This is a genomic window from Romboutsia sp. 1001713B170131_170501_G6, from assembly GCF_015668195.1.
Taxonomy (GTDB): domain Bacteria; phylum Bacillota; class Clostridia; order Peptostreptococcales; family Peptostreptococcaceae; genus Romboutsia_C.
Map to the genome: position 1 here is coordinate 550,286 of NZ_JADPFC010000001.1, position 24,214 is coordinate 574,499.

Sequence of the window (24,214 nt, forward strand, 5' to 3'; positions counted from 1 at the left end):
AGTATAATTAAAAAGAAATCGATTAAACCACTCTTATTCTATTAGTAAGAGTGCTTTCTTACGTCTAAGAAGGCTATATTTAGACTAAGACTAAGAAAAAAGCTATAAAACTTTAAAAGTAGCAACTAATAATATACGATAGAAATGAGGTTTAAAGTGAAAAAATTTAAGTCTTTTAAGACAATAATTCTAACAATTTTAATATTAGCACTAACATCTGTAAGTAGTTTAGTTAATGCCCAAGATAACACAGGTCAAATCCAAGGAATAGTTGCCGAGTCAGCAATAGTTATGGATATGGATACTGGCGAAATTATAGCATCAAAAAATGCCAATAAGCAGATGCCTGTAGCAAGTACTATAAAATTACTAACATCATTAATTTATGCAGAAAATACTTCAAAGTCAGAGCAGATTTCGTTTACTGAAGATGCACTTAAAACCACTCAAACTGCATTAAATAATTTCAAAAAAGTTAATCCAGGAGATAAAATTTCAAGTGATGATCTTATGAAAGGTGTTATGATTTTTTCTGCTAATGATGCTGCATATCTAATGGCAGACTCTGTAGCTGGAAATACTAAAGATTTCGTAAAGATGATGAACGATAGAGTAAAGTCTATGGGATTAAAAAATACATATATAGTAAATCCATGTGGGTTAGAAAGTAATGCTCTAGATCCAGAAAATAAAGAAATAAACTTATCAAGTGCATACGATATAGCAATAATTGCAAGAGAAGCTTTTAAGAATGAATGGATTAGAGATACAATATCAGAAAAAAATAAAAAGGTAACTGTTAATCTAGCAGGATCACCTGTTATTATTGAAACAAGAAATAAAATGCTTGGCCAACATGGCAATATAGGTGGAAAGACAGGAAATGAAGCTAAAGCAGGTCGCTGCTTTGTTGGTTTCTTTGAAAGAGATGGTAGAAAATTAGTTACAGTTGCTCTTAATTCTGTGTATGGGGCAAATGATGTAGATGTATTTAATGATACAAAGATAATTGCAGATGATGGATATAATGCTAAAAAACAAGTATTTAAAAAAGCTGGAGAAAAGATTGATACAGTAAAATTAGAGTACAAGTTATTTGGGTTATTTGGGCCTAAAAAGACTGTAGATGCTCCAATTGTAGTATCAAAAGATATAATGTATTATAAAAATCCTATCAATGATAAAAATGCAAAAATAGAATATAACACTAAAGATAAAAATGCATGGAAATTAGCAGATAAAGAAGTAGAGCTAACATTTTCATTACCAAATTATAAAGCAAAGGTACCAGGAAAAGTGGATATATCATTATTTGATTTAATTAAACCTAATATAGTACCATATGGTATTTTTGTTGCTGTTGTAGGCGTTGTTTTAGCAGTGTCTATAATATTGTATAGGAAAATATCTACAAATAGAATGCGTAAAAGAAAAGGATATATATTTTATAAAAAATAAATATAAAAAGCACATTGATTAATTAGTCAATGTGCTTTTTATATTTAAGAATAAAAATTTTGTATTAGCTAGTATTGAGTATAATTGTGCCAAATAAAGAAAAAGCCTCATAGTATATTATAAGAAAGTAAATTTAGAGGTGAAGTATGAAAGAATATAAAAGACAACAACAAAATTTATATAAGTATACCTTAGCTAATACTAATCTAAGAGAAGAAAAGTCTACTTCTTCAAATGTAATCACTGTAATACCTGCAGGGGATAAGGTTCAAGTTATCGAAGCTGAAGAAGATTGGTATGAAGTATTATATAATGGAAAAAGAGGATATATATATAGTGAGTATTTATCCAAAACAAAATATACATGGACAGATGTTACTTTAAGGTCTTATCCATCTGCTGAATCAAATCCAGTAACTACAATTCCTCCAAAATCTATAGTACAAGTGCTATCTGTAAATGGAGATTGGAGTCATGTTATGTATGATAATCTAAAAGGATATATATTTAGCTATTTCCTTTCAGATGATGGAAATCCACCTGAAAAATATGATTTTAAGTACTTTTATACGGATATGACAAAGTTTGTAAATGATAATCAAATTAAAAGTCCAACTATAAATTTAATTACAACAGATTTAAAAAATAAGCTTACTTATATATTTGAAAAAAATTATGATGGTTCATGGAATTTACTGTATAAGTGGCCATGTACAGTAGGAAAACCTAGTACACCAACTATTAAGGGAACTTTTTATGTTAGCGGTAGAAAGCCTTACTTTGGTTCTGATACTTATAGAGTAAAATATGCTACTAGAATTCGAGGTAGCTACTATTATCATTCAATTTTATTTAATGCAGCAGGAACTAAAGTAATTGATGATAGACTTGGGATGGCTTTGAGCCATGGATGTGTTAGATTAGCTACAGAAAATGCTATGTGGATTTATAATAATGTATTAGATAAAACTACTATAATTATAAATTAACTTATAATTTAAATTCATTTTAATTTCTTTTAGTCTATAATTTTCAGATAATAAGATTAATATAAGATATGTTTGAATATGAATTAAGCATAAGGTTTAATATTTATAAGAAGGAGGAACGAATCGTTCCTCCTTGATTTATATGTCATTAAAAATTGAGAAAAACCATAGTTGGATAATATACTTATAAAGCAGTCTGCTTTTTCTTTATTTTCTATGATTTACTTCTATTGAAAATAATAATTAAAAAATGTTATCCTAAAGTATAGAATATAAAACATATTTAATAGTTCATAAAAGAAATAATGCATAAGGGGGAAATTATGATTAGGGTAGCAATTTGTGAGGATGAAAAAGATACACAACTCTTAATAGAAGATTATATTCATAATATATTAAAAAATATAAATATAGAATATGAAATACAAAAATATAATTTAGGAGAAGAATTGCTTGAAAGTAATTTAAAAGATATAGATATATTACTTCTTGATATACAAATGGGACAAATAAATGGAATGGATACTGCAAGAAAGATAAGAGAAGTAGATAACAAAATGGAGATAATATTTATAACTTCTTTAATAGATTATGTACAAGAAGGATATGAGGTAAGAGCTTATAGATATTTGTTAAAACCTATAGAATTAGAGGAATTAAAAAAACATATATTAGCATGCATTAAAGAGATTGAAAATAAAAATAGCTATATCCTAATAAAGAATAAATCTAATACATACAAGATTTACTCAAATGAAATAAAGTATATAGAAGTTCAAAAAAAGAATATGTTAATACATACAATAAATAAGAATTTGGATGTAAGGTATAGCCTAGAAAAAATAGAAAAAGACATAAATCTAGATAAATTTGTAAGATGTCATAAAAGTTTTTTAGTTAATCTAAGTTATGTAGAAAATATAAAGTCAAATACTATTATATTAGAAAGTGGAGAAGAAGTACCTGTTAGTAGATATAGATATAAAGAGGTTAAGGAGAAATTTCTAAAATTTCTTGGTGATTCAATATGTTAAAGTTTATGGCTGAGGGAGTATTAGTTTTATCAGTACTTACTCCGTTAATAATGCTAAAAGGAATATTAACTTATAAAAAAGAAGGTAGGGAAAATAATAAAATTGTTTTTTATATTTTATTGTTATTAGTTTATATTATAGCTATATTGTTTAATATAGAGAAAAAATATAGTTATTTTAATAATATAAATTATTTGTTTGATGGCATAGTATTTATTGCCTTTGGAATCTACTATAATTATTTTTATAATATAAGATATGTTAAATATATAACTTGCTTTTGTTTATTTAATATATATTACAATTTGATTAAGGGGTATCTATTAGATAGGCTTTTATTTTTTGTAATCACAGGTAATGTTATCTCATCAAAAGAGGCGCTTTTAGTATCTGACTTTGAACAATTAAAAGTTGATATATATACTAACTTGGTTATTTTATTTGTCTATCTGGTATTTTGTTTTTTTAATAATCGTTTGCAATTACTTGATAGCGAAAAAAGAAATTATATATACTTATTATTTGCTTTAATGGTTAATTCAATTAGTATAGTTGGAAATTATATATTTCATAAATTTGAGAGATTTGGAGGATTATATTCAGAACGGTATGTATTTGATTTTCTTTTAACTCCAAAGTTAATAGGAGCTAGTAGTATAGTTCTTATATTATTATTTAGGCAAATAGTAAAAGAAAACAAGAAAAAAGCTCAAAATGAATTAATGAAAAATAAATTAGATATGCAATATGCTCATTATTTAAGTATTCAAGAATCTCATATGAAAGTTAAAAAGCTTTATCATGATATAAATAATCATATTTATTGTATAGACAATCTTAAAAATAATAGTAAAGAAGTTAATGAATATGTAAATAATTTAAAAGATGAAATTAAAGAATTTAAATCTATTTATAATACAGGAAATATGATATTAGATATTATAATTAATGAAAAAAGTGAACTATGCAACAAAAAAGGAATTAAATTTATTTGTGATATAAATTTTTCAAAAGTTAACTTTATAAAACCCATAGATGTATCTAGTATATTTGCTAATATTTTAGATAATGCAATAGAAGCATGTGATAAAATACATGATAAAAATATTAATAAATATATTAGAGTTAAAGGAACTATATCAAAATCATATTTTGTACTTAAATGTGAGAATAGCAAAGTTAATAGTATTAAAATTAATAAAAATAGATTAATAACAGATAAAATGGATAAATTTATGCATGGAATAGGAATTCAAAGTGTTAAATCATCTTTAGAAAAGTATAATGGAGAAATATTATTTGAAGACAAAAAAGACAAATTTATACTAAACATATACATACCACTAAACCAAAATACTGACAGTTGGGTCGATTAACCTACTAGTTGGGGCATATGTATTGTTACTAAAAAACAAGGATGTTATCTTTTAATAGAAAAAGGTAATATCCTTATTTTTTACACTTAAAGAGTTCAAAAATTTTTTAATGTAAATGTAATTAATAAATATATGAGATATAAATACAATGGAGGAAAATGTATATGAAAGTAAAAAAAATTATACTAGCTATATTATTAGCTACAAGTATAAGTTCAGCTTTTATGGTGGGCTGTGAATCTTCTACAATTGATATGGATAAAAAAGCTTATACAACAACAGAAGTATCAAAGATTAAAAAAGATTTATCAAAGAAAATTTCAAAAGCTATAGAAGATACTGGTCTTCGAGTGGCTGAAGTAAAATCAGATGGTAGTTTTGTGCTATCTTTAGGTAATTTGGAATATTCTAAAGAACAACCTAAACAAGTTTTGAATTATTCTATGACCTTAGATAAGAAAAAAGATAAGGAAATACTATTTATTCAATGTGTTAAGGACTACTTAAAAGATGAAAAATTATCAAAGGATGATAAGTTTATTAAAGCAATTTATAACATATTTAAGTCTTTAACTGATACTAATTTAATTGAAAAGGAATTTTTTAATGAAGTTGAAAAAATATTTAATCAAGGTGAGGGAAATGTAGAACTGCCTGATATGGGTGATATACATATTTTAGTAAAAGAAATTGATAAGGAAACTAAGATTTTAGAGTTAAGACTTAAGGATGAATTTATATTAAAATAAGGAGGTTTATATGAAAAAATATAAAGCTATTTTAGTAGCATTAATTATAGTAATTACAGGACTTACAGGGTTATTTATATGTAATAATTATTCTAATACTTGGAAGGAAGCTGAGAAAAATATTAATAAATATATGGTAAAACAAGGAGTTTCAAAAGATGATATAAGTGAAATTACAAAAGAAAAAGCAAAATTAAAAAGTTATAATGGAATTCTTTATAAGGTGTCTTATAAAGATGATCCTCAATATGAATATCAATATTTTTATAGTGATGATATTTATGCTTTAGATAAAATAAATAAAGTTGTATTGCAAATCTATGATTTAAGTAATGGCAATAAACGTTTAGAAGGAAAAGAGCTTAAAAATGTAAAGTATCTTCCAACTTACTTAAATAAATAAACTATAAAAAAGGAGGGAATTTTATGGGAATATATTTAAAAATGTCACTAGCATATTTAAGGAAAAATAAACTTAGAACTTTATTATTAATATTAGGTGTTGCATTAGGTGTAATTTTAATATTTGGAACTAGTGTTATAAAAGAATCTCAAAATAAAAATGATGTAGAAGCAATAAATAAACTTTATGGTGGATATCATTTAGAATTTAATGATTTAAACCTTGATGGAACTGAAAAGTTAAAAAATGATAAGGATGTATCAAAAATTACTACAGTACAAAATTTAGGTAATATTGTAGACAAACAAGGAAATTCATTTCCAATAAAATCAGCAGACAAAGATTATATAACTAATAAATCAGGTAAATTGATAAAAGGTAGACTGCCAAAGAATAATAATGAAATAGTAATGGAAGAAAAGGCTCTAGAAGCAATGAATATACCTGATAAATTAAATACTACATTAGATTTTACAATAAAAAAGAAATATAAAGACTTAGAAGGAAATGACAAGATTTACACTGAAGATAAAAAATTTAAACTTGTAGGAGTTATAAAAAAACCAGAAGGATTTTACGATTTTTATGACATTAATATCCCTTTTGAAGCATTTACTTACAAAAATGATGGAAAAAATAACATAATACCACAAGATACAATTAGTTATAATAGTCTACTAAGTTTAAAAAGTGGCTGGAAAAATGTTGATGGACAAGCTTATAAAATTATGGAAAAAAATAATTTAGGAGAAGTTAGTTATTCACCAAATATGCCGCTTGTACGACAATTTATGGATAAACAAATAGATAAGGATAATCCAAATACCTATAAAAGAGAAGCTCTAATTATAATTACAGCAGCAATTTTTGTATTTAATATTTTTAACATTACATTAAATGAAACAATAAAAGAAATGGGATTACTTAGACTAATAGGTGCAAGTAAAAAAAATGTTAGATGTATGATAATATATCAGGCATTAGTTATAATGACTTTAGGTATATTAGTAGGATTAACATTAGGTGTTATATCTTCTTATATCGTAGTTAATGCATCTATTTCTTCAATATATCAAGAAGTAGCAATAAATCAAAAGTTATATATAAGTAATGAAAATATTATGAAAGCTGTAACAACAGGTATATTTTCTGTTCTTATTTCTTCTATTATACCGATTTTTAAAGTTGGTAATATATCATCTATTGAAGCTACAAAGAAAAGTGATAAGTTTAAAGGTAGTAGAGGAAGTTACAGGGTAGACAAATTTTTAAGGAAGATATTTGGATTTTATGGATTTATGGGTCTTAAAAATATTGGAAGAAATAAAAGTAGAGCACTTATATCCATGATATCTATTGCACTAGGAGGGTATGTATTTTTAACTACATTTTCAAGTATGCAAGACGAAGTAAATAATAAAATTGAGAATATGCAAAAAAAATATGATATAACAATACAATTTGGAGTAAATTCAGATATAGAAAATGCAAAATATTTAGAAAGTGATGTAAATAAGCTAAAAAATATAGATGGGGTAAAAAGTGTAACTCCACTACAAATAGAAAGTGGATTACTAGATTATAAAAAGAATGAAATGGATAGAGACTTTGCAAATAGCAAAGGAATAGAAGAACAAGAAAAAATGGAATATGAAATGGATTTAAAATTATTCGGACCAGATTATACAAAAGATATACTTAAAAACTTCTTACAAGAAGGGAATATATATGAGGTTGGAACATTAAACAAAGGTGTACCAAATGTAGCAGTATATAATTATTTTTACGATGAAGCTGGCACAAAAACATTTAAAAAAGTTTTTCCTAATTTAAAAATAGGAGACATAATAACAATAAAAGTTCCAATTACAGAAAACGGAAATACTGAATATAAACAAAGCAAAGTAAGGATATGTGCAATATTAAAACCTAATTGGATGTCTAAGGGAGATGGCGATTTAGGCCGTAATTTTGAAATTGTAACAGCTAATAGCCTTTCTAAACATATTATTGGAGAAAAAAAATACAATAAATTAGGTATAAATTTAGAAAATCCATATGATAAAACTGTAAATGAAAAGGTAGAAGAAGTTTCTAATAGTATTCATTTATCTCAATTTGAAAGTAAGCTTAGCTTTAATGAAATGCAAAAAAGTTCCGTTGAGGATTATATTAAGTCACAGTTATCAATGATAACATTAGTTTTAATAATAGCAGGAATTAACATTTTCTGTACAATAAAAACAAATTTACTTGTAAGAAAAAAAGAAATTTCAACACTTAGAGCACTTGGATTGAGTATGAAAAATATGAAGAAAATGATTACTTATGAAGCATTAACATATGCAATTTTAAGTTTTATAATTGCTTTAATTCCATCTATAATAAATCTAATTAAATTTGTAAATTGGAATAATGATGCTTATAAAAATTATGGAATAGAACATTTTATGAATTTTACATTTCCAATTAAAGAATCAATAATATTTTTTATTATATCAGTGACTGTATGTTTAATTGCAGTAGCTACAAGCAGTAGAGATTTGAAAAAGATGAGTATTATTGAGGGAATAAAAGATAACGATTAAATAGTTTAACATAATTAAAATTTATACATCAAAAATTAGAAAATATTTATTATACGAGGAGATTAAGTTATGAAAACTTTAAAAGCTATAGATTTAAGAAAAATATATGGAAAAGGCGATAGTGAGGTAAGAGCTATTGATGGAATAAATTTAGAAATACAGCCTCATAAATTCACAGCTATAATTGGGAAAAGTGGTTCAGGAAAGAGTACATTACTTCATTGTTTGGCAGGACTTGATAAACCGAATTTTGGAAAAGTATTTCTAGATGATTTAGATTTATATACTTTAAATGACGATAAACTATCTAAGATAAGAAGAGAAGAAATTGGATTTATATTTCAAAGTTTTAATTTAATACCAGTTATAAATGTTTATGACAATATAGTGCTTCCTATTTCAATTAGTGGTAAAAAGGTAGATAAAGAGTACATAGAAGATTTAATAAATAAATTAGGTCTTAAATCTCAAATTAAAAAATTTCCTAATGAACTATCAGGAGGTCAGCAACAGAGGGTAGCTATAGCTCGTGCACTTGCAAACAAACCATCAGTCATATTTGCAGATGAACCAACTGGAAATTTAGATAGTAAAACAACTGATGAAGTAATTGATATATTAAAGTTTTGCGTTAATGAATATAAGCAGACATTGGTTATGATAACTCATAATGATGAAATAGCTAAAAGTGCCGATAATATTATAACTATTAGTGATGGTAAAATTATATCTAATTAAAAAATTAAATTTTAGAATTTATGGAAAATAAGGAGGAACAGATTGTTCCTCCTTTTGAATGGGAGCTTTAGTAAAATATGGATACAAATTTATACTATATAAGCATCACTAAATACTTTTGATATAGCTTTGTTTTTAAAATTTATAGCATTTTCTCTATCCTCAAAATCTCCTATACACATACGATATAGTTTTTATTTTTCGTTTCCTTATTTACAAAAGATAAAAGCTCATTAGATATTGTATTTGCTATATTTTCTAGAAAATAATTATTAGATATATTTTTCTCAAATTCTATATTTGATATAAAGTATATCTCTATTAAAATATCAGGAATAGTTGTTTTTTTAAGTACATAAAATTCTTTTAATTTTTCTAATGAGTTTTTTATTAAGCTTCCTATTTTTAGGGCTACATCGCTTTCCTTTGAAAACTTTCCCAATGCTCCTGAGTCTTTGCCACCATGCCCAAAGTCTAAGTACCATTTCATATTATCAACTCCTTTTTTATTAGAGAGATGATTTAGATTAAATTAATATATGTGTATGAGTTAAGTTTGTCCTTAAAAAACAAATTGTATGGTTACAATTAATATTGAGAATTTTTATAAATATAAATATAATTAATTTATAAGATACTCAAAATTTGGAGGGAGTAATATGGATAATAAAACTAAAAAAATTGTAATAAATGGACTTATGATAGCCTTAGTATGCCTTGCTACAATGACTATCCAAATTCCAATACCTGGTACACAAGGATATGTAAATGTAGGTGATAGTGTAATATTTATTTCATCAATTTTATTTGGACCATTTACAGGAATGATTGCAGGGGGAGTAGGTTCAGCACTAGCAGATATTTTAAGTGGATATTCTCATTGGGCATTATTTACTCTTATTATAAAAGGATTAGAAGGATATATAGTAGGTGTTACTATATTAAAAAGACATACAATTATAAATATGGTTTCTTCAACTTTACTAGGAAGTATAGTTATGGTAATTGGTTACTTCTTAGCAGGTATATTATTAAATGGAGGTGTTTTAGTTTCAGCAGGTTCTATACCAGCAAACATAGTTCAAGGAATAACAAGTATAGTTATAGCAGTTCCTATTACTTGCTCTTTAAGAAAAACAAGTTATGTAAAGCGTCTTAAGGCTCAACACTAAAAATAAAGCTAAGGATTTTATCCTTGGCTATTTTTATTATATTAATCTAATTATAAATAAGAGAGAGATAAAAAAGAATTGATATAATAGTTTACAAAATTAAATTTTTAGCATAACATATGATTAAAAGTGAATATGATAATTTGATAAAGGAGATTTTATGAAAATAATACAAATGTTAAAAGCTTTAGGAGATGAAACTAGAATAAGAATAGTTAATATTTTAAGAGAAGGCCCATTATGTGTTTGTGAAATTAAATCAATACTTGAAATTACACAATCTAATGCATCTAGGCATTTGAATAAGTTAATGAATGCTAATATAGTTACTTATTACAAAGAGGCAAAATATGTGTATTATAAATTAGATGAAAAAACTTTAAAAAAATATAATTTTATAAAAGTTTTTTTAGAAAATGAATTAGATAAAGAAGAAAAATTAAAATATGACTATGATATTTTAATAGCCTATAAAGATGCTGGGTTAAATTGTGAAAATGTATCTAAAGTTAAAGATATAATTTGTAAAATTAACAAAAGAAAATCAATTTAGGAGTAAAGAACATGAGAATAGCAGTAATATCAGATATACACAGTAATATATATGCACTTGATAAAGTTCTATTAGATATTGATAAAAAAAATGTAGATATGACAGTATGCACAGGTGATCTAGTAGGTTATGCAACAAGACCAAATGAAGTTATACATAGGATAAAGGAAGAAAGTATACTTACTATAATGGGAAATTATGATGATGCTATAGGAAACTCTAAAATAGTATGTGGATGTGATTATCCAGATACTGAAGATGCTCATAATGCTGGACTTTCAATGTATTTTACAGGGAAAGAAATAACTGAAGAAAATAAAAAATATTTAAGAAATCTTCCGAAAGAAGTAGTATTAATTTTTAACAATAAAACTATAAGATTTGTTCATGGAAGTACGAGAGTAATAAATGAATACTTAAAGGAAAACTCTAAAGAAGCAGATGAAGTTATGAACGAGTTGGTAGAAGATATATTAGTTTGTGGTCATACTCACATACCATATGCAAAGTATTATGGAGAAAAATTACTTGTAAATGCAGGAAGTGTAGGAAAGCCAAAGACTAATAGACCTTATGCAAATTATGTAATTATAGATATAAAAAATAATGATGAGTTAGTAAAAACTTCTTCAAGTGTTGAAGTTGAAATAATTGAAGTAGAATATAATTTTGAGAAACTAGCAAAAGAAATTGAGGAAAATGAAATACTACCAAATAAATTTGCAAGACTTATAAGAGAAGGTAGCTCAAAATAAATCTATAATTTAAGATAAAATATTTATATTAAATATGAGTAAACATATTCACAAATTTGAATGTGTTTATATAAGTAAGAAGTATTTGTTGAATTAGAAAATAAAACTATATATTAGTTTGTAAAATAAAATTATATCGGAGATGAATAATTGTGAGAATAGAGATTTTAGAATCAATGAATTATGGAATACAAGGTTTAACGGATACATCTAAGGATATGAAAGCTTCAAAATTTCATCAAGATTTAAATATGTTAAAGTACCAATATAATGATATAGAAGTTTTAACTTATAAGGTGGATGTGTATGGAGTTAGACCTAAAAAAATAGATTTTTTAATAAATACAGGTGGAAATAAGTTAGTTAAGGAAATGAGCAATAAAAAGTTACCTATAATATTTATAAATGATGAGATTTTTAAATATGGAGAATATCCAAATATAGAAGAAATTAAAGCATATATACAAGCTAGTAATTAATTTTAAATATTAATATATGTATGTATATTTGATATAAATCGTAACTATTATATTTAAACTAATATATTATATAATTATAAATAAAAGGGGAGATTTATATGTCAAATATTAAAAATGATTGTAAGATTATACAAAATCATATAAAAAAGTCAAAATCTAATTTACGTATATTTATGTATACAACTAACGGAATTATCTTTATGTTAATGACACCTTTTGTAAAACTTCACGAAAAACACTTTAATAAAATTGAAGAATATGTAAATATCCTTAATGATTATTCCAAAGAAAACAATTTAGATATAAAATTTGATAATTTTTATGAGATTCAAAATTCATCTATTATGTACAGTCAACCACAGTTAGGGTCATTAACAATTAAACAATATGAAGCGAGAATAAAATATTTAAACACTCTAAACGAGAGAGTTGAATCTTTAAAAGAATGTATATAAAAAGTTTAAATTTTGATTGTATTATTTATATGATTTTACAACTTAATAAAAGAAATAAAAAAGTGATCTAGAAAAATTTCTAGTCACTTTTTTATTTAAATAAATATTTTTCATAAGGCTTTATTTAAAGATATATTAAATAAAAAAAATAATATATTAATATATTTAACTGTAAATTATACTTTAAAATATAAAAAAATCAATATGTCGACTAGAAATTGCAAATTTCGACAAGGTGGATATGTATAATTAATATGGTGAAGCCAAAAATCGCAATATTTGGTAATAAATTTAATTAAGAAAAGGAGAGAAAGTATGAATATAGTTAAATTAGGATTTTTTGGATTTGAAAATATGGGGAAAGAACATGAAGGATTTAGACATTTCTTAGGAACTAATGAAGAAATAATATACTCATTTAAAGGAATAAGAGATGAACTTGTATTTACAGACAAAAGAGCAATAATGCTTAATATTCAAGGATTAACAGGAAAGAAAAAAGAATTTAGATTTTTCCATTACAACAAAATAAACAGCTATGCAATAGAGAGTTCTGGAAGTTTTGATTTAGACAGTGAAGTTAAGTTAGTAATAGGTAGTGTTCAATATGAGTTTGAACTAGGTAAAGGAATAGATGTAATGGCTATAGGTAGATTAATAAGTGATGCAGTATAAAAAATTTTAAATAGGAATAATAAATTTTATATCAAGGAGAGCAATTATATGAATAAGTTTTTAGCAAAAATTAAGGAAATGGGTGCAAAGAAAGTAATAAGCTACATAGCCACATTTGTAGTAGCAGCTTTCTTAGGAATAGGTATGGGAGCATCTGGAATGGTATCAAAAGCTGATTATGATGAATTAAAATCAAAGTATGATACAGTAAATAATGAACTAGAAAGTTCAAAGAAGAAGGTAAATGAACTACAAGCAAAAGTAGATGAAGCAAAGCCATTCTTTGAGATGAAAGATGCAGAAAAAGAAGCTATGAAAATAGAAACTCATAAAAAAGAAGAAGAAAATAAAAAAGAGCAAGAAAGAATAGCTAAAGAGAAGAAAAAAGAAGAAGAAGCAAAGAAACAAGCTGAATTAGATGCAAGAAGTATAACTTTAGGAAATGGAACTTATTTAGTAGGTAAGGATATACCAGAAGGTGTATATGATGTATATGCTGTAAAAGGTGGAGGAAACGTAATGTCATCTGACTTTAGAGTAAATCTAATAATGGGTGTAAGTGGAAATGATGATTTTTATCAAAGAGAAGAACAAAATGTAGTATTAAAGGATGGCACTAATATAGAATTAAAAGGAGTTACAGTGAAATTTGTTCCAGATGATGGGTATGTTATAAATAACTAATAAATAATTAAGATATAAAGAGGAACGATTCGTTCCTCTTTTTTGTTGGATGTGTTATACACTAGTGATAAAATTTATAGTAAGAGTAAAATCCTTATAAATTTAAGATTACTCATTTAATATGCAGATAAATTGGAATTTATATGTTTTTTCATGATATAATTCGTTACTCTTACACCATTTCTCTCAACAAATTGTTTTTTTATTACTTCATATCCTCGTTTCTCAAAAAATGGTTTTGCGGTTATGGATGAATGAGTTATAATGTGTTCTACAGAGTATCGTTTTTCTAATCTATCGCAAAGGGCAGTAGCAATACCAATATTTTGATAATCTTTATGTACATATAATCTATCTAAATATCCTTCAGTATTAATATCACCAAAGCCAACTATCATATTATTTTCTTCTGCAACTAATGTATAATTATTTAAAAAAGATTTATTCCATTCATAAATATCAACATTTCCTGTAGCCCATACATTTAATTGCTCTTGTGTATAGTCTTTTGCATTAATGAAATGAACAGTATTATAAAATAAATCTGCGATTTTATTACAATCACTCGATTTATATTCTCTTATCTCCATATTTCTTTTCCTCCAAAATTTCTATTTACTATAAAATTCTTATTTTAAGTTATCATTTGGTTAATTAAAATATTTCTAAATAGCTGATTTAAAATATTTTATATAAACTTTTTAATATAATATAATTATTCAATGGGAGTATTTAACTCCTTTGAAATTCTAATAGCCAATTTAAGTGAAGGATTGTATTTTACATTTTCTAAGCGAGCTATAGTTCCCCTTCTAATATTAACTTTATTAGCTAATTCTTCTTGAGTTAATTCGTTAAATTGACGATACTTTTTAAAATTACTAATAAACTTTGCTATAATTTTAGTTCCCTGTATCAAATTTGTAAGTTAAAAATGCCCATAAATTAATTGATATTGCAATAGTAAATGCTATTATTAATACTTGTAATCTATAAAGTGTTAGTAAATCTATTGTATATAGCCTAATTAATACACTTGATATAATTAATAGAACAAAGCCTGTATAAAATGCTATGTAACCTGCTTTATGTTTATTGTAAATTAAGCGTTCATCCTCACAATCACCTAGCTTGTACCACCAATAATTACCTAATTGACCAAAGAAGGCAAAATATATAAGTCCTAACGGATCACTGTTTAATTCTTTAAAGCCTAAAAATCCACAAAGTGCAAATAAAATTGAATATTTCCTTACCAATTTCATTAATAAATCCCCCTGTTAATGTGATATATTTATATCCTTATATTACATATATATCACACTAACTTTATATTATGACTTAAATTTGAAAAATACATCTTAATAAATATTAAGAGCTTCTTAATATTTTCTTAATATTTAAAAATTGCTATTATGCTAGTATTTATATTAATAAATAAATTAAATTTTGAAAGGAGATAACTTATAATTATGTCTATTATTTATCCATTTCTTTGTGTAATATTACCTTGTCTAATATATCAAATAATTGCTATAAAACAAGGGGATTTAAAAGAGAAAATATATTTAGTACCACATTTAATATGGGTCTATATTTTCTTAATTTATATATACTTAGCACTTAGTGTAGCAGGAATTGGTAGTATATGGGATATAGATCAATATAGTGAAATTATTAGATTAGAAGAAATAAATTTAATTTTATTTAACTCAGACGGTATTTTGACTTATATCTTAAATATTATTATGTTTATGCCTTTAGGATTTTTACTTCCTTTGATTTGGGAAAGATTTAGAAATCATATTAGAGTATTTTTAACTGGCGTAGGTTTTTCATTAGCAATTGAGATTTGTCAATTATTCAACCATAGAGCTACAGATATTGATGATTTAATGATGAATTCTTTAGGTGCTGTTTTGGGGTATTTTATATGGGTATTTGTAAGTAAGTTATTTAATAGTATAAATAAAGAAATTGCTTTTATATCTAAAAATGAAGATACTATGGATACATATACTACTATTTCCATATCTAAAAATGAGGCTATTATGTATCTTATATTATCTGTATTAGGAGAATTTTTCTTGTACAATTGGTATCTTTTCCTTAACTAAGCTATTTTATTGTATATATTAAAAAGCTTTATATAAATTATTTTTTATTAGATGGCTAACTTTAGTATTGTATAATATCAATAGATGGGATGGTTATACGTTAAAAATCTAGTTACTAATTTATTGAGGGAAAAGATTGGGGGATTAAACTTGATAATAACAACTTTGGTTGAAAATACTACCATATCAAAAGAATATAAGAAAAAACATGGATTGTGCTTACATATTAAAACCAGAGAACACAGTATTTTGTTTGATGTAGGTCCAGATGATACATTTATAAAAAATGCTAGAGAACTAAACATTGATATCTCTGATGTTGATATAGTTATTATTTCTCACGGACATAAGGACCACGGAGGTGGATTAAAATTATTTTTAAATGAAAATGATAAGGCAAAAATATATATTAATAAAAATGCATTTGACTCTTATTATACTTCAATAATAAAGTATGCAAAATATTATGTGTGATTAGATGCTAGAATTAAGAATAATGATAGAATTGTTTTAATTGATGGTAATTATGAATTAGATGATAGTACGTATTTATTTTCAAATGTTGAAGGAGATAATTTAGTTCCAAATTCAAACAAATCACTACTAAAAAAGAAGAAAATAAATATGTTCAAGATAATTTTAAGCACGAGCAAAATCTTATTTTGAAAGAAAACAATAAATATATACTCATTGCAGGTTGTTCACATTGTGGTATAACTAATATTATAGACACAGCAGAAAAGATAATTGGTAATAATTTAGATATTACTATTGCTGGATTTCACTTGTTTAATCCTGTATCAATGAAAAGTGAAAGCTATGAGTTTATTGAGTTAATGAGCGAAAAATTATCAACAAAAAATATGGATTTTTATACTTATCACTGTACAGGTATAAAACCATTTAATATATTAAAACAACGCCTTAAAAATCAAATTAAATATTTATCAACAGGTAAAGTAATTGAAATCAAATAATAGTATAATATAATTAAAGTTAAAAATAGGTATAATATTTAAATCTAGGGGGAGATTTATGAAAAATAAGATGTACTTATCTGAAACAGATGCTATGCTTGCAGGGGTATGTGGTGGAATTGCTGACTTTCTTGGATTTAAATCAAACACACTTAGAATAGTTTTTGTAATATTTACTTTATTGGGTAAAATGACAATACCAATTTACATAGCTCTAATTTTTTTGATGCCTAAGAGAAGCATAGGCTAAATACATACAAATTTGTAAATTTATTAATGGTTTCATGAATAATAAAAGAGGTAATTAGGATATATATCCTAATTACCTCTTTTATTATAATATACCAAAATTATATGAATTATGTTCAAAAATCCAATCAGGTACTAATATAAAAGATATAGTTACAATTCATACTATAATCAAATTTAGTAGCTCCTAGTACTTATACTAATTCATTTTTAAATTTACTTCATTCAAGTTAGTTTATTACACCTAGGGCATTAACCTTATGTAAAACACATAATTAGTCTTTAAAGTAAAATTTTAAGATTAGTTTAATTATTTATATTGTTATGTAGTTTACATATTTAAATGCGTACCCTTATACAAAACTGGTATTGCAGCTGCTATAAGCATCATACCCATAAAAGCGGGTGCAGCATGACCAAGTGATACATAGATTTGACCTCCAATTATAGGACCAATTATTCTTGCTAAAGCCTGAATAGATTGGCTACCTCCTTGAATCCTTCCTTGTTCACTAGAATCAACAGACTTAGAGAGCATTCCATTAAATGAAGGCCCAAAGACTGAATCACCAAAACTAAATATAAACATTCCAGATATAAAAAGAGGGTAGAATGAGAACAAAGATGATGCTGCAATAAAACTATATCCTATAATCTCCGAAACCATTCCAAGAATTGCTATTTGTTTATCACTAAGTATTTTCAAAAGCTTTGGCATTATGAAACCTTGTGAAATGATATCTTGTAATCCCATAATTGAAAACATAAGCCCGATTAGTGCAGGTTTCAAATTGAAAGTATCCATTGTAAACTGTGAAAAAACTGCTTGTAAAGATCCGTTTGGTATCCAAAGTAAGAATGCTGAAATAAGTAGCATTTTTAAGTTTTTCATGGAAAGTATATTTGCAAGTTGTGAAAATGGATTCATTCTTACAAAAGTAATCTCTTTAAGTCTATTATTTTTGTCAAGACTTTCAGGCATACAAAATGCTCCATAAACAACATTTAATAAAGTTATTATAGATCCAAAATACATAGGCACAGAATAACCAAATTTGGCAAGAAATCCCCCTAGAGTTGGTCCAATAACAGTGCCTAGACCTACAACTGCACTCATCCATCCAAAGTATTTTGTTCTCTGATTTGGAGGAATAATGTCTGCAAAATATGCAAAGGTAGTGCTTATGCTACCGCCTGTTATACCTTCTATTATGCGCCCAGCAAATAACACCCATAGAGCTCCTCCTATACCAAAAACTAAGTACCCGATTGCAGAGCCTAAAAGGCATAATAAAAGCAATGGACGACGTCCATACTTATCACTTAAAGCTCCAAGTACGGGAGCTGCGAAAAATACGCAGACCGCATAAGCAGAGGTAAGCAGTGTAACAATTATAGCTTGATCTTTTGGATTGCTTGTATAAGACTCAACTAAGAATGGGACGACAGGCATTATGATACTGAAGCCTATTCCACAAAGAAATACAGAGATAAGACCAAATATTAAAGCATGTTTATCTATGGCTTGTTCTGCATTTTGTTTATAGTTTGATTTAAATTTGAACATTTAAATTCTCCTCTCAAAAATTATTATTTTGATTCCTTGGAAACAAAAATATTATATTATCATTTTGTTTCCTTGTCAACAAAATAATAACGAAAAAAAGTAGCCCTTCTCAATAGAGTTGGGCTGCCTGTGGTTTTATTTTCATTACTCAAATTTATTTAGACTTAATATCTATACCAGTTTTCTTTATTTCTGCATCCAAATGCCTACGATACTTTTCTATGAAACTAAGCATACTGTTAAATTGTTCCTCAGTTATCTGTTCAAATACAGCTTTATCCCGCTCTTGAAACTCTTTGTGTAGTTTTTCATGGATTTTATAAACTTCTTTCCCTTGCTTAGTAAGCCTAAAATAGATTTCTTTCTTGTTGTCTTGTTTTTGGTAGCTTTCAATAATATCTTTTTTTAGGAGTTTTTTAGTTATTTTACTCATGGCGCCCCTAGTCATATAAAAGGCCTCCGCAAGTTTTGTAACGTTAGAATCTACATTTCTTTCAATGTATTCTATGCAATGTACTTCAGAAGACTTATAACCCTTAAGACTCTTTTCCATCTTAAGTTTATTAAGCCAAACTATCTTGTTAAATAAGTCCCTAAAACCCATTAAGACCTGTTCTTCTTTATTCATGACCTGTCCTCCTAGCCGTTGGCGTATTAACAATAGTATATTAAATTTTTGTTTCTATTTCAACAATATCAAAATATAAAAGCATTTTATAATACTAAATAGAAAGGGTATTTAAGACTTCAGTAAAAACATATTTAAAGAGATCTAATAAAAAAGTTCTTAGAATCCATTTATTTGGATGTTAAGGACTTTAAATTTATATTAAATACTTAATTAGCCTATAAAATAAAATTTAAGTAATAGTTGAAATTTGCATTCTTAAATTTAATCATTTTTATTATTTATAAAATATTTATATTTTTACAATGATTTAGAAAATGTTTTCCAAAAAAGACTATTTTTCTACAAAATTTTCTGATAGTATATTAATTATACAGTTAATATTTCTTAAAAAGGATGTGTTGAGAAATGAAAAAAATATTAATTCCTATTGATGGAACAGCAAGAAGCCAAAAATCTTTAGATTTTGTATCAAATAATTTTTCTAAAGATGAAGTTGAAATAGTATTAATAACTGTTAGTGATATTAGCTTAACTAATATTACAAATCCAATGATTATTGATATGAAGATAGAAAAATCTCAAAAAGAAGCAAGTATTATGTTAGAAAAGTTTAAGAATAAATTGCAAGGATATAAAGTAGAAAAATATTGGATATTAGGAGATCCAGGCAAAGAAATTATATCAAAATCAATAGATGGTAAATTTGATGAAATAATAATGACCAAATCTACTAAAAAGAATTTTATTGATTCTATAGGTTCTGTAACTTTATATGTGGTAAAAAAATCTAAATGTACAGTTACTATAGTACCTGAATAGTAAGAGTATTAAATTTTAAAGATTAGATAATAAATTAAATGATGCGCAGTATTTAATAAATAAAGTCTCATAAAAACTAAAAAAAGAAAAAGAATGTATTTAATGAAATGTAGTAATTTTAATAGATATACTCTTTTTTATATTTAACTATTCTGAAAATGCAAATTTCAGTACTAGTTATATATGTAATGAATAAAAAAATAACATAAAAAATATGTAAATAAAAGTCTTGTTTTGAAAAATATTTTGCTATAAAATAAAATTATCTAGTAAACCTAAAGAGAATTATAAAGGGGAAAATTTGTTATAAATTTTAACTTATAATTATTCAGTATTCGCATTACATTATCATTTAGTCATGTGTATCAAATATAGAAGTAAAGTAATAAATGACTCTATATCAGATAGACTAAAAGATATATTTGTAGATATTGCACCGAATTATGGAGTAGAGTTGATAGTTTAGCACTAGCTAATGAACAAATGAACTTAGACAAAGCCTATAAGAATTTCTTTAGAGATAAATCTGTAGGTTTCCCTAAGTATAGATCGAAGAAAACTAATTATCATAGTTATACTACAAATAACCAAAAAGGTACTATGTATAAAGGTACCGTGTATATAGAAAGTGGGATAATCCAAAGTACTTTAGAAAATCAGAAAAAGATTAGCTAAATTACAAAAGGACTTATCAAGAAAACAAAAAGGAAGTAATAACAGATATAAAGCTAGATTTAAGGTAGAAAAACTACATCAAAAAATAGCAGATCAAAAAGCCTATTTCCTAAATAAGTTATCGACTAAACTAATAAGCGAAAACCAAGTTATAGTTATTGAGGACTTAAAGGTAAAGAACATGGTAAAAAATCATAAATTAGCGAAAGCTATAAGCGAAGCAAGTTGGTCAGAGTTCAGAAGAATGTTAGAATATAAAGCTAAATGGTATGGTAAAGAAATTATGTTAGATGAAATGATATAATATTTGTAGAGGTGGTGCAATTTAAATGGAGCAATTAACAATAAGTCAAGCAATTATAAAGTTATCAGACTTAGAAAAATCATATAATCAAAAGATATATTTATTACAAGAAGTTGAAAATAGTACAGTGAGATATATACTAGAATTAGATAATCAAAAACATTTATGCAATGAGCCATTCGAATTTGAAAAAGTGTTTAATGATTTTTTTGAAATATCTAAGAAAATACATAAAATAAAAACGGAAATATCTAAATATAATAATATAGTTGAAATAGAAGTTTTAGGAACTAAGATGACTATACAAGGTGCATTAAATAAATCTAGAATGCTTAGAATTGAAAGAGAAATGATAGAGAATATAATTCAACAATCTAAAGCATCAAAGATTAGAAAGGTTGATGCAGCAGCAACTTCTGTATATTATAATGTTTGTGAACCTAATTTTGATAAAATAAAAATGCAAGGATTTTTAGATAATATAGATAAAGAGTTATTAGAGTTAGAGTTAGCAATAAATAAAGCTAACAATGAAAATGTTATTACTATAGCATAAGCTATTGTGATATAAGTCAGAATTTAAATTTGGATATTACTTTAGTTTTTAAAATAAGTTTTATATATTACAAATCACAATTTAAAATGATATTACAATTTATAGATCATAGATGCAAACTAAATACTTTATATGATTGTTCTATAATATTCCAAATTTATATTTTTATATTCCAAATTTATATTTTGACTAAAGAGTTATGTAGAGATTAAAAAATAGTCTCTTACATAACTCTTTTATAGTTTTGATGTATATAGTAACTTTGAATATAGTAGTCTCTAAAATAGAATTAAAGTTAAATAACCTCTACACGAAGCTATACAAATTCATTTATATCTTAGCTTTAAACTACAATATGAGATAAGTGTCTACCAAAACAGATGTTTTCGTGGTCATTCTAAATATACAACTAGTGACTAAACTAAAATTAGAAATTTGTTATAAACTTTAGGTATTAAAAATTATTATATATATATCTTTGGAGCTTTTATAAATTATTTTAGAGATTTAGAATACACTTCATTTAAATAATTAAGTCTATCAAGCATTTTATCTAAGTTTTTATTAATACTTTCATGTGTTTTCTTTCCTTCATAACCTAATTCTTTATTTACATCAAACTCATCATCTACTGCATCAGCATTAACTTTAATTGTTGCAGACATAACCTTCCATTTTCCCTTTATTTTGGAAAGATACACTACATAATCATTTCCTGCTCCAGCATCATATATTTCTCCAGTATCTTCATCTTCATATGAACAATTTTCAAGCATATAAACATTAACTTTTACACAATCACCAGATCTCACAAAACCTTTATAGTCAAATTCAAAATTTTGTGAAAGAACTTTTGTGTAATTTCTTTTATAATTAGTAGATTTTGCTGTATTTCTTGCTATTAGATATTTTTTTAAATTTTCATTGCCAACTGTTGAAAAATCATTCTTTCCGCCACTATAGTTGTAATCATCTTTGATGAACGTTTCTAATACTTCTTTTATAGAATCTTTTTCAAATATAGTGTGCTTATATATATATACACTAAAAACAAGAAGAATTGATAACCCTAGTAAAAAAGCAAACAATTTGTTTTTAGTTTTTATCATATGATAACCTCCCAATATATAATCGAATAAAGTAGATATTAATACCAATCCTATTATCCAGTATATACACCTACTATCGTATATTTATCTTTTGCTATTTTCTTAACTTCTACAATTTGATATTTTTCTTTTATCCAGTTATCTTCATATTCAACACCATTGCCTGTAATAAATACAGTTGAGTATCCGTCAATACTTTGAACTTCATAGTGTATTCCAACCAAAAATGTGTCATTTCCTTGGGTATCTGTTAATTCAGAACTAACTATATTATAGTCATTGAGTATGTTTATAGTTTTACCTTCATCATTTACATAATTCTCATAACTATCTTTCAGATATTTCTCAAATAATAATTCCCCTATCTCTGTTTTATTAGCCGTAGATGTCTTAATTATAGGATAATTATTTTTTGCATCTTGTTCATTTTTACTACATCCTATTATTAATACAGAACCAAATATAATACAGCATAATATTATAATATACTTTTTCATATAACTTACTCCCCACTCCTTTTTTATATTTATGATAATTTTTATAGAATAAAAGTATATTTAAAATATAGTATTTAGTAGATTAAATATCTCTTTTAAACTCTAGATATCTACTCCCTTGAAATTTCAAAATGCCTACATCTCCCTCAATAATCATACCAAACTCTTTTCCTGAAACACTAAACTCCATTCTATCAGTACTTTCAAACTCAAATGTAATATAATAATTTGTAGATGAACCTCCGTTATGATGTACTCCATTTGAGTCAACATGTCCAGTGTGTCTTATAACTTCACTTCTTTTAGAAACAACCTTACTTTTTACATCTAATATAGGTTGTTTATTATTGTAAGACCATTGATTAACACCTCTAATAATATTAATTATAATTGTACCTAAAATAAGAAAAAAGATTATAAAAAACATGGCCGTAAATAAGTCAAAAGTTGGATCAAAAAAATACATATCCATAATAGATACCCCTCATTTCGTATATATTTTTAAAATATAATTTATGCTAATTTTAAACTATAGATTCATTTATGTGGTAACAAAAGAGATACATTTTTGATTATTCTTAAAAAATATATCTAAAGAAATCTAG

General features: G+C 25.3%; 32 protein-coding genes. 23 read left to right on the forward strand and 9 right to left on the reverse strand.

Annotated features, from left to right (window positions below):
* Positions 1-156 precede the first annotated feature (156 nt).
* From I4U89_RS02780 to I4U89_RS02815, 8 genes are all read left to right on the forward strand, one after another.
* Positions 157-1,458: a D-alanyl-D-alanine carboxypeptidase family protein gene (locus tag I4U89_RS02780; protein ID WP_330615516.1), complete on the forward strand. Its 1,302-nt coding sequence runs from the start codon at positions 157-159 to the stop codon at positions 1,456-1,458.
* 146 nt (positions 1,459-1,604) lie between these two features.
* Positions 1,605-2,447, forward strand: a complete 843-nt coding sequence (locus I4U89_RS02785) for a L,D-transpeptidase family protein (RefSeq protein ID WP_195938143.1) — start codon at positions 1,605-1,607, stop codon at positions 2,445-2,447.
* 323 nt (positions 2,448-2,770) lie between these two features.
* Entirely contained in the window at positions 2,771-3,481 is a 711-nt protein-coding gene (locus I4U89_RS02790; RefSeq protein WP_195938144.1) for a LytR/AlgR family response regulator transcription factor, read from the forward strand.
* Positions 3,475-4,857 (forward strand): sensor histidine kinase, encoded by a 1,383-nt coding sequence (locus I4U89_RS02795; protein ID WP_195938145.1) that lies wholly within the window; start codon positions 3,475-3,477, stop codon positions 4,855-4,857. Before I4U89_RS02790 ends, I4U89_RS02795 begins: the two co-directional genes overlap by 7 nt.
* Before the next feature lie 164 nt (positions 4,858-5,021).
* Positions 5,022-5,606 (forward strand): hypothetical protein, encoded by a 585-nt coding sequence (locus I4U89_RS02800; RefSeq protein ID WP_195938146.1) that lies wholly within the window; start codon positions 5,022-5,024, stop codon positions 5,604-5,606.
* A 10-nt stretch (positions 5,607-5,616) separates the two neighbouring features.
* On the forward strand, positions 5,617-6,009 hold the full coding sequence (locus tag I4U89_RS02805; RefSeq protein WP_195938147.1) for a DUF3139 domain-containing protein: 393 nt from the start codon (positions 5,617-5,619) through the stop codon (positions 6,007-6,009).
* 23 nt (positions 6,010-6,032) lie between these two features.
* Positions 6,033-8,597: an ABC transporter permease gene (locus I4U89_RS02810; RefSeq protein WP_195938148.1), complete on the forward strand. Its 2,565-nt coding sequence runs from the start codon at positions 6,033-6,035 to the stop codon at positions 8,595-8,597.
* 69 nt (positions 8,598-8,666) lie between these two features.
* Entirely contained in the window at positions 8,667-9,335 is a 669-nt protein-coding gene (locus tag I4U89_RS02815; RefSeq protein ID WP_195938149.1) for an ABC transporter ATP-binding protein, read from the forward strand.
* Between the two features lie 172 nt (positions 9,336-9,507).
* Here I4U89_RS02815 and I4U89_RS02820 read toward each other — a convergent pair whose 3' ends face one another.
* Positions 9,508-9,825, reverse strand: coding sequence for an N-acetylmuramoyl-L-alanine amidase (locus I4U89_RS02820; protein ID WP_195938150.1), 318 nt, complete (start codon positions 9,823-9,825; stop codon positions 9,508-9,510).
* A gap of 169 nt (positions 9,826-9,994) precedes the next feature.
* Here I4U89_RS02820 and I4U89_RS02825 point away from each other — a divergent pair, with 169 nt between their 5' ends.
* From I4U89_RS02825 to I4U89_RS02855, 7 genes are all read left to right on the forward strand, one after another.
* On the forward strand, positions 9,995-10,507 hold the full coding sequence (locus tag I4U89_RS02825) for an ECF transporter S component (protein ID WP_195938151.1): 513 nt from the start codon (positions 9,995-9,997) through the stop codon (positions 10,505-10,507).
* A gap of 160 nt (positions 10,508-10,667) precedes the next feature.
* Positions 10,668-11,060: an ArsR/SmtB family transcription factor gene (locus I4U89_RS02830; RefSeq protein ID WP_195938152.1), complete on the forward strand. Its 393-nt coding sequence runs from the start codon at positions 10,668-10,670 to the stop codon at positions 11,058-11,060.
* Between the two features lie 11 nt (positions 11,061-11,071).
* On the forward strand, positions 11,072-11,815 hold the full coding sequence (locus tag I4U89_RS02835) for a metallophosphoesterase family protein (RefSeq protein WP_195938153.1): 744 nt from the start codon (positions 11,072-11,074) through the stop codon (positions 11,813-11,815).
* A 152-nt stretch (positions 11,816-11,967) separates the two neighbouring features.
* Positions 11,968-12,294, forward strand: coding sequence for an arsenic metallochaperone ArsD family protein (locus I4U89_RS02840; protein ID WP_195938154.1), 327 nt, complete (start codon positions 11,968-11,970; stop codon positions 12,292-12,294).
* 98 nt (positions 12,295-12,392) lie between these two features.
* Positions 12,393-12,749, forward strand: a complete 357-nt coding sequence (locus I4U89_RS02845; protein WP_195938155.1) for a hypothetical protein — start codon at positions 12,393-12,395, stop codon at positions 12,747-12,749.
* Positions 12,750-13,064: 315 nt separating this feature from the next.
* Positions 13,065-13,424, forward strand: coding sequence for a PH domain-containing protein (locus I4U89_RS02850; protein WP_195938156.1), 360 nt, complete (start codon positions 13,065-13,067; stop codon positions 13,422-13,424).
* A gap of 48 nt (positions 13,425-13,472) precedes the next feature.
* On the forward strand, positions 13,473-14,108 hold the full coding sequence (locus tag I4U89_RS02855; RefSeq protein ID WP_195938157.1) for a hypothetical protein: 636 nt from the start codon (positions 13,473-13,475) through the stop codon (positions 14,106-14,108).
* Positions 14,109-14,224: 116 nt separating this feature from the next.
* On the opposite strand, the gene I4U89_RS02860 is transcribed toward I4U89_RS02855, so the two are convergent.
* The 3 genes from I4U89_RS02860 to I4U89_RS02870 all read right to left on the reverse strand — a co-directional run bounded on the left by I4U89_RS02860 (position 14,225) and on the right by I4U89_RS02870 (position 15,373).
* The gene (locus I4U89_RS02860; RefSeq protein ID WP_195938158.1) at positions 14,225-14,698 is read right to left on the reverse strand and encodes a GNAT family N-acetyltransferase; all 474 of its coding nucleotides are present in this window, start codon (positions 14,696-14,698) and stop codon (positions 14,225-14,227) included.
* 125 nt (positions 14,699-14,823) lie between these two features.
* Positions 14,824-15,006: a helix-turn-helix transcriptional regulator gene (locus I4U89_RS02865; protein WP_195939200.1), complete on the reverse strand. Its 183-nt coding sequence runs from the start codon at positions 15,004-15,006 to the stop codon at positions 14,824-14,826.
* Between the two features lie 4 nt (positions 15,007-15,010).
* Entirely contained in the window at positions 15,011-15,373 is a 363-nt protein-coding gene (locus I4U89_RS02870) for a DUF3796 domain-containing protein (RefSeq protein ID WP_195938159.1), read from the reverse strand.
* A gap of 207 nt (positions 15,374-15,580) precedes the next feature.
* Between I4U89_RS02870 and I4U89_RS02875 the strand changes: the two genes are divergently transcribed.
* From I4U89_RS02875 to I4U89_RS02885, 4 genes are all read left to right on the forward strand, one after another.
* Positions 15,581-16,225, forward strand: a complete 645-nt coding sequence (locus tag I4U89_RS02875; protein WP_207744107.1) for a VanZ family protein — start codon at positions 15,581-15,583, stop codon at positions 16,223-16,225.
* 150 nt (positions 16,226-16,375) lie between these two features.
* On the forward strand, positions 16,376-16,699 hold the full coding sequence (locus I4U89_RS15640; protein WP_243279122.1) for an MBL fold metallo-hydrolase: 324 nt from the start codon (positions 16,376-16,378) through the stop codon (positions 16,697-16,699).
* A 188-nt stretch (positions 16,700-16,887) separates the two neighbouring features.
* Positions 16,888-17,202 carry a hypothetical protein gene (locus I4U89_RS15645; protein ID WP_243279123.1) on the forward strand — a complete coding sequence of 105 codons (315 nt, stop codon included), beginning with the start codon at positions 16,888-16,890 and terminating at the stop codon, positions 17,200-17,202.
* Positions 17,203-17,260: 58 nt separating this feature from the next.
* Positions 17,261-17,452, forward strand: a complete 192-nt coding sequence (locus I4U89_RS02885) for a PspC domain-containing protein (protein WP_195938160.1) — start codon at positions 17,261-17,263, stop codon at positions 17,450-17,452.
* A gap of 330 nt (positions 17,453-17,782) precedes the next feature.
* Here I4U89_RS02885 and I4U89_RS02890 read toward each other — a convergent pair whose 3' ends face one another.
* Together I4U89_RS02890 and I4U89_RS02895 are read right to left on the reverse strand one after the other, a co-directional pair.
* The gene (locus I4U89_RS02890) at positions 17,783-18,904 is read right to left on the reverse strand and encodes an MFS transporter (RefSeq protein WP_243279124.1); all 1,122 of its coding nucleotides are present in this window, start codon (positions 18,902-18,904) and stop codon (positions 17,783-17,785) included.
* Between the two features lie 268 nt (positions 18,905-19,172).
* A complete protein-coding gene (locus tag I4U89_RS02895; protein ID WP_195938162.1) occupies positions 19,173-19,646 on the reverse strand; it encodes a MarR family transcriptional regulator in 474 nt (157 codons plus the stop codon).
* Positions 19,647-20,054: 408 nt separating this feature from the next.
* Here I4U89_RS02895 and I4U89_RS02900 point away from each other — a divergent pair, with 408 nt between their 5' ends.
* The 4 genes from I4U89_RS02900 to I4U89_RS02915 all read left to right on the forward strand — a co-directional run bounded on the left by I4U89_RS02900 (position 20,055) and on the right by I4U89_RS02915 (position 22,003).
* Entirely contained in the window at positions 20,055-20,468 is a 414-nt protein-coding gene (locus tag I4U89_RS02900; protein WP_195938163.1) for a universal stress protein, read from the forward strand.
* A gap of 310 nt (positions 20,469-20,778) precedes the next feature.
* A complete protein-coding gene (locus tag I4U89_RS16010) occupies positions 20,779-20,934 on the forward strand; it encodes a transposase (RefSeq protein ID WP_442971111.1) in 156 nt (51 codons plus the stop codon).
* 189 nt (positions 20,935-21,123) lie between these two features.
* Entirely contained in the window at positions 21,124-21,447 is a 324-nt protein-coding gene (locus I4U89_RS15650) for an RNA-guided endonuclease TnpB family protein (RefSeq protein WP_330615532.1), read from the forward strand.
* 25 nt (positions 21,448-21,472) lie between these two features.
* Complete coding sequence (locus tag I4U89_RS02915; RefSeq protein ID WP_195938165.1) at positions 21,473-22,003, forward strand: hypothetical protein; 531 nt, start codon at positions 21,473-21,475, stop codon at positions 22,001-22,003.
* A 494-nt stretch (positions 22,004-22,497) separates the two neighbouring features.
* Here I4U89_RS02915 and I4U89_RS02920 read toward each other — a convergent pair whose 3' ends face one another.
* From I4U89_RS02920 to I4U89_RS02930, 3 genes are all read right to left on the reverse strand, one after another.
* Positions 22,498-23,112, reverse strand: a complete 615-nt coding sequence (locus I4U89_RS02920; RefSeq protein ID WP_195938166.1) for a hypothetical protein — start codon at positions 23,110-23,112, stop codon at positions 22,498-22,500.
* Positions 23,113-23,165: 53 nt separating this feature from the next.
* On the reverse strand, positions 23,166-23,609 hold the full coding sequence (locus tag I4U89_RS02925) for a hypothetical protein (protein WP_195938167.1): 444 nt from the start codon (positions 23,607-23,609) through the stop codon (positions 23,166-23,168).
* Positions 23,610-23,691: 82 nt separating this feature from the next.
* Entirely contained in the window at positions 23,692-24,081 is a 390-nt protein-coding gene (locus tag I4U89_RS02930) for a DUF2500 domain-containing protein (protein ID WP_243279125.1), read from the reverse strand.
* Positions 24,082-24,214: the final 133 nt, after the last annotated feature.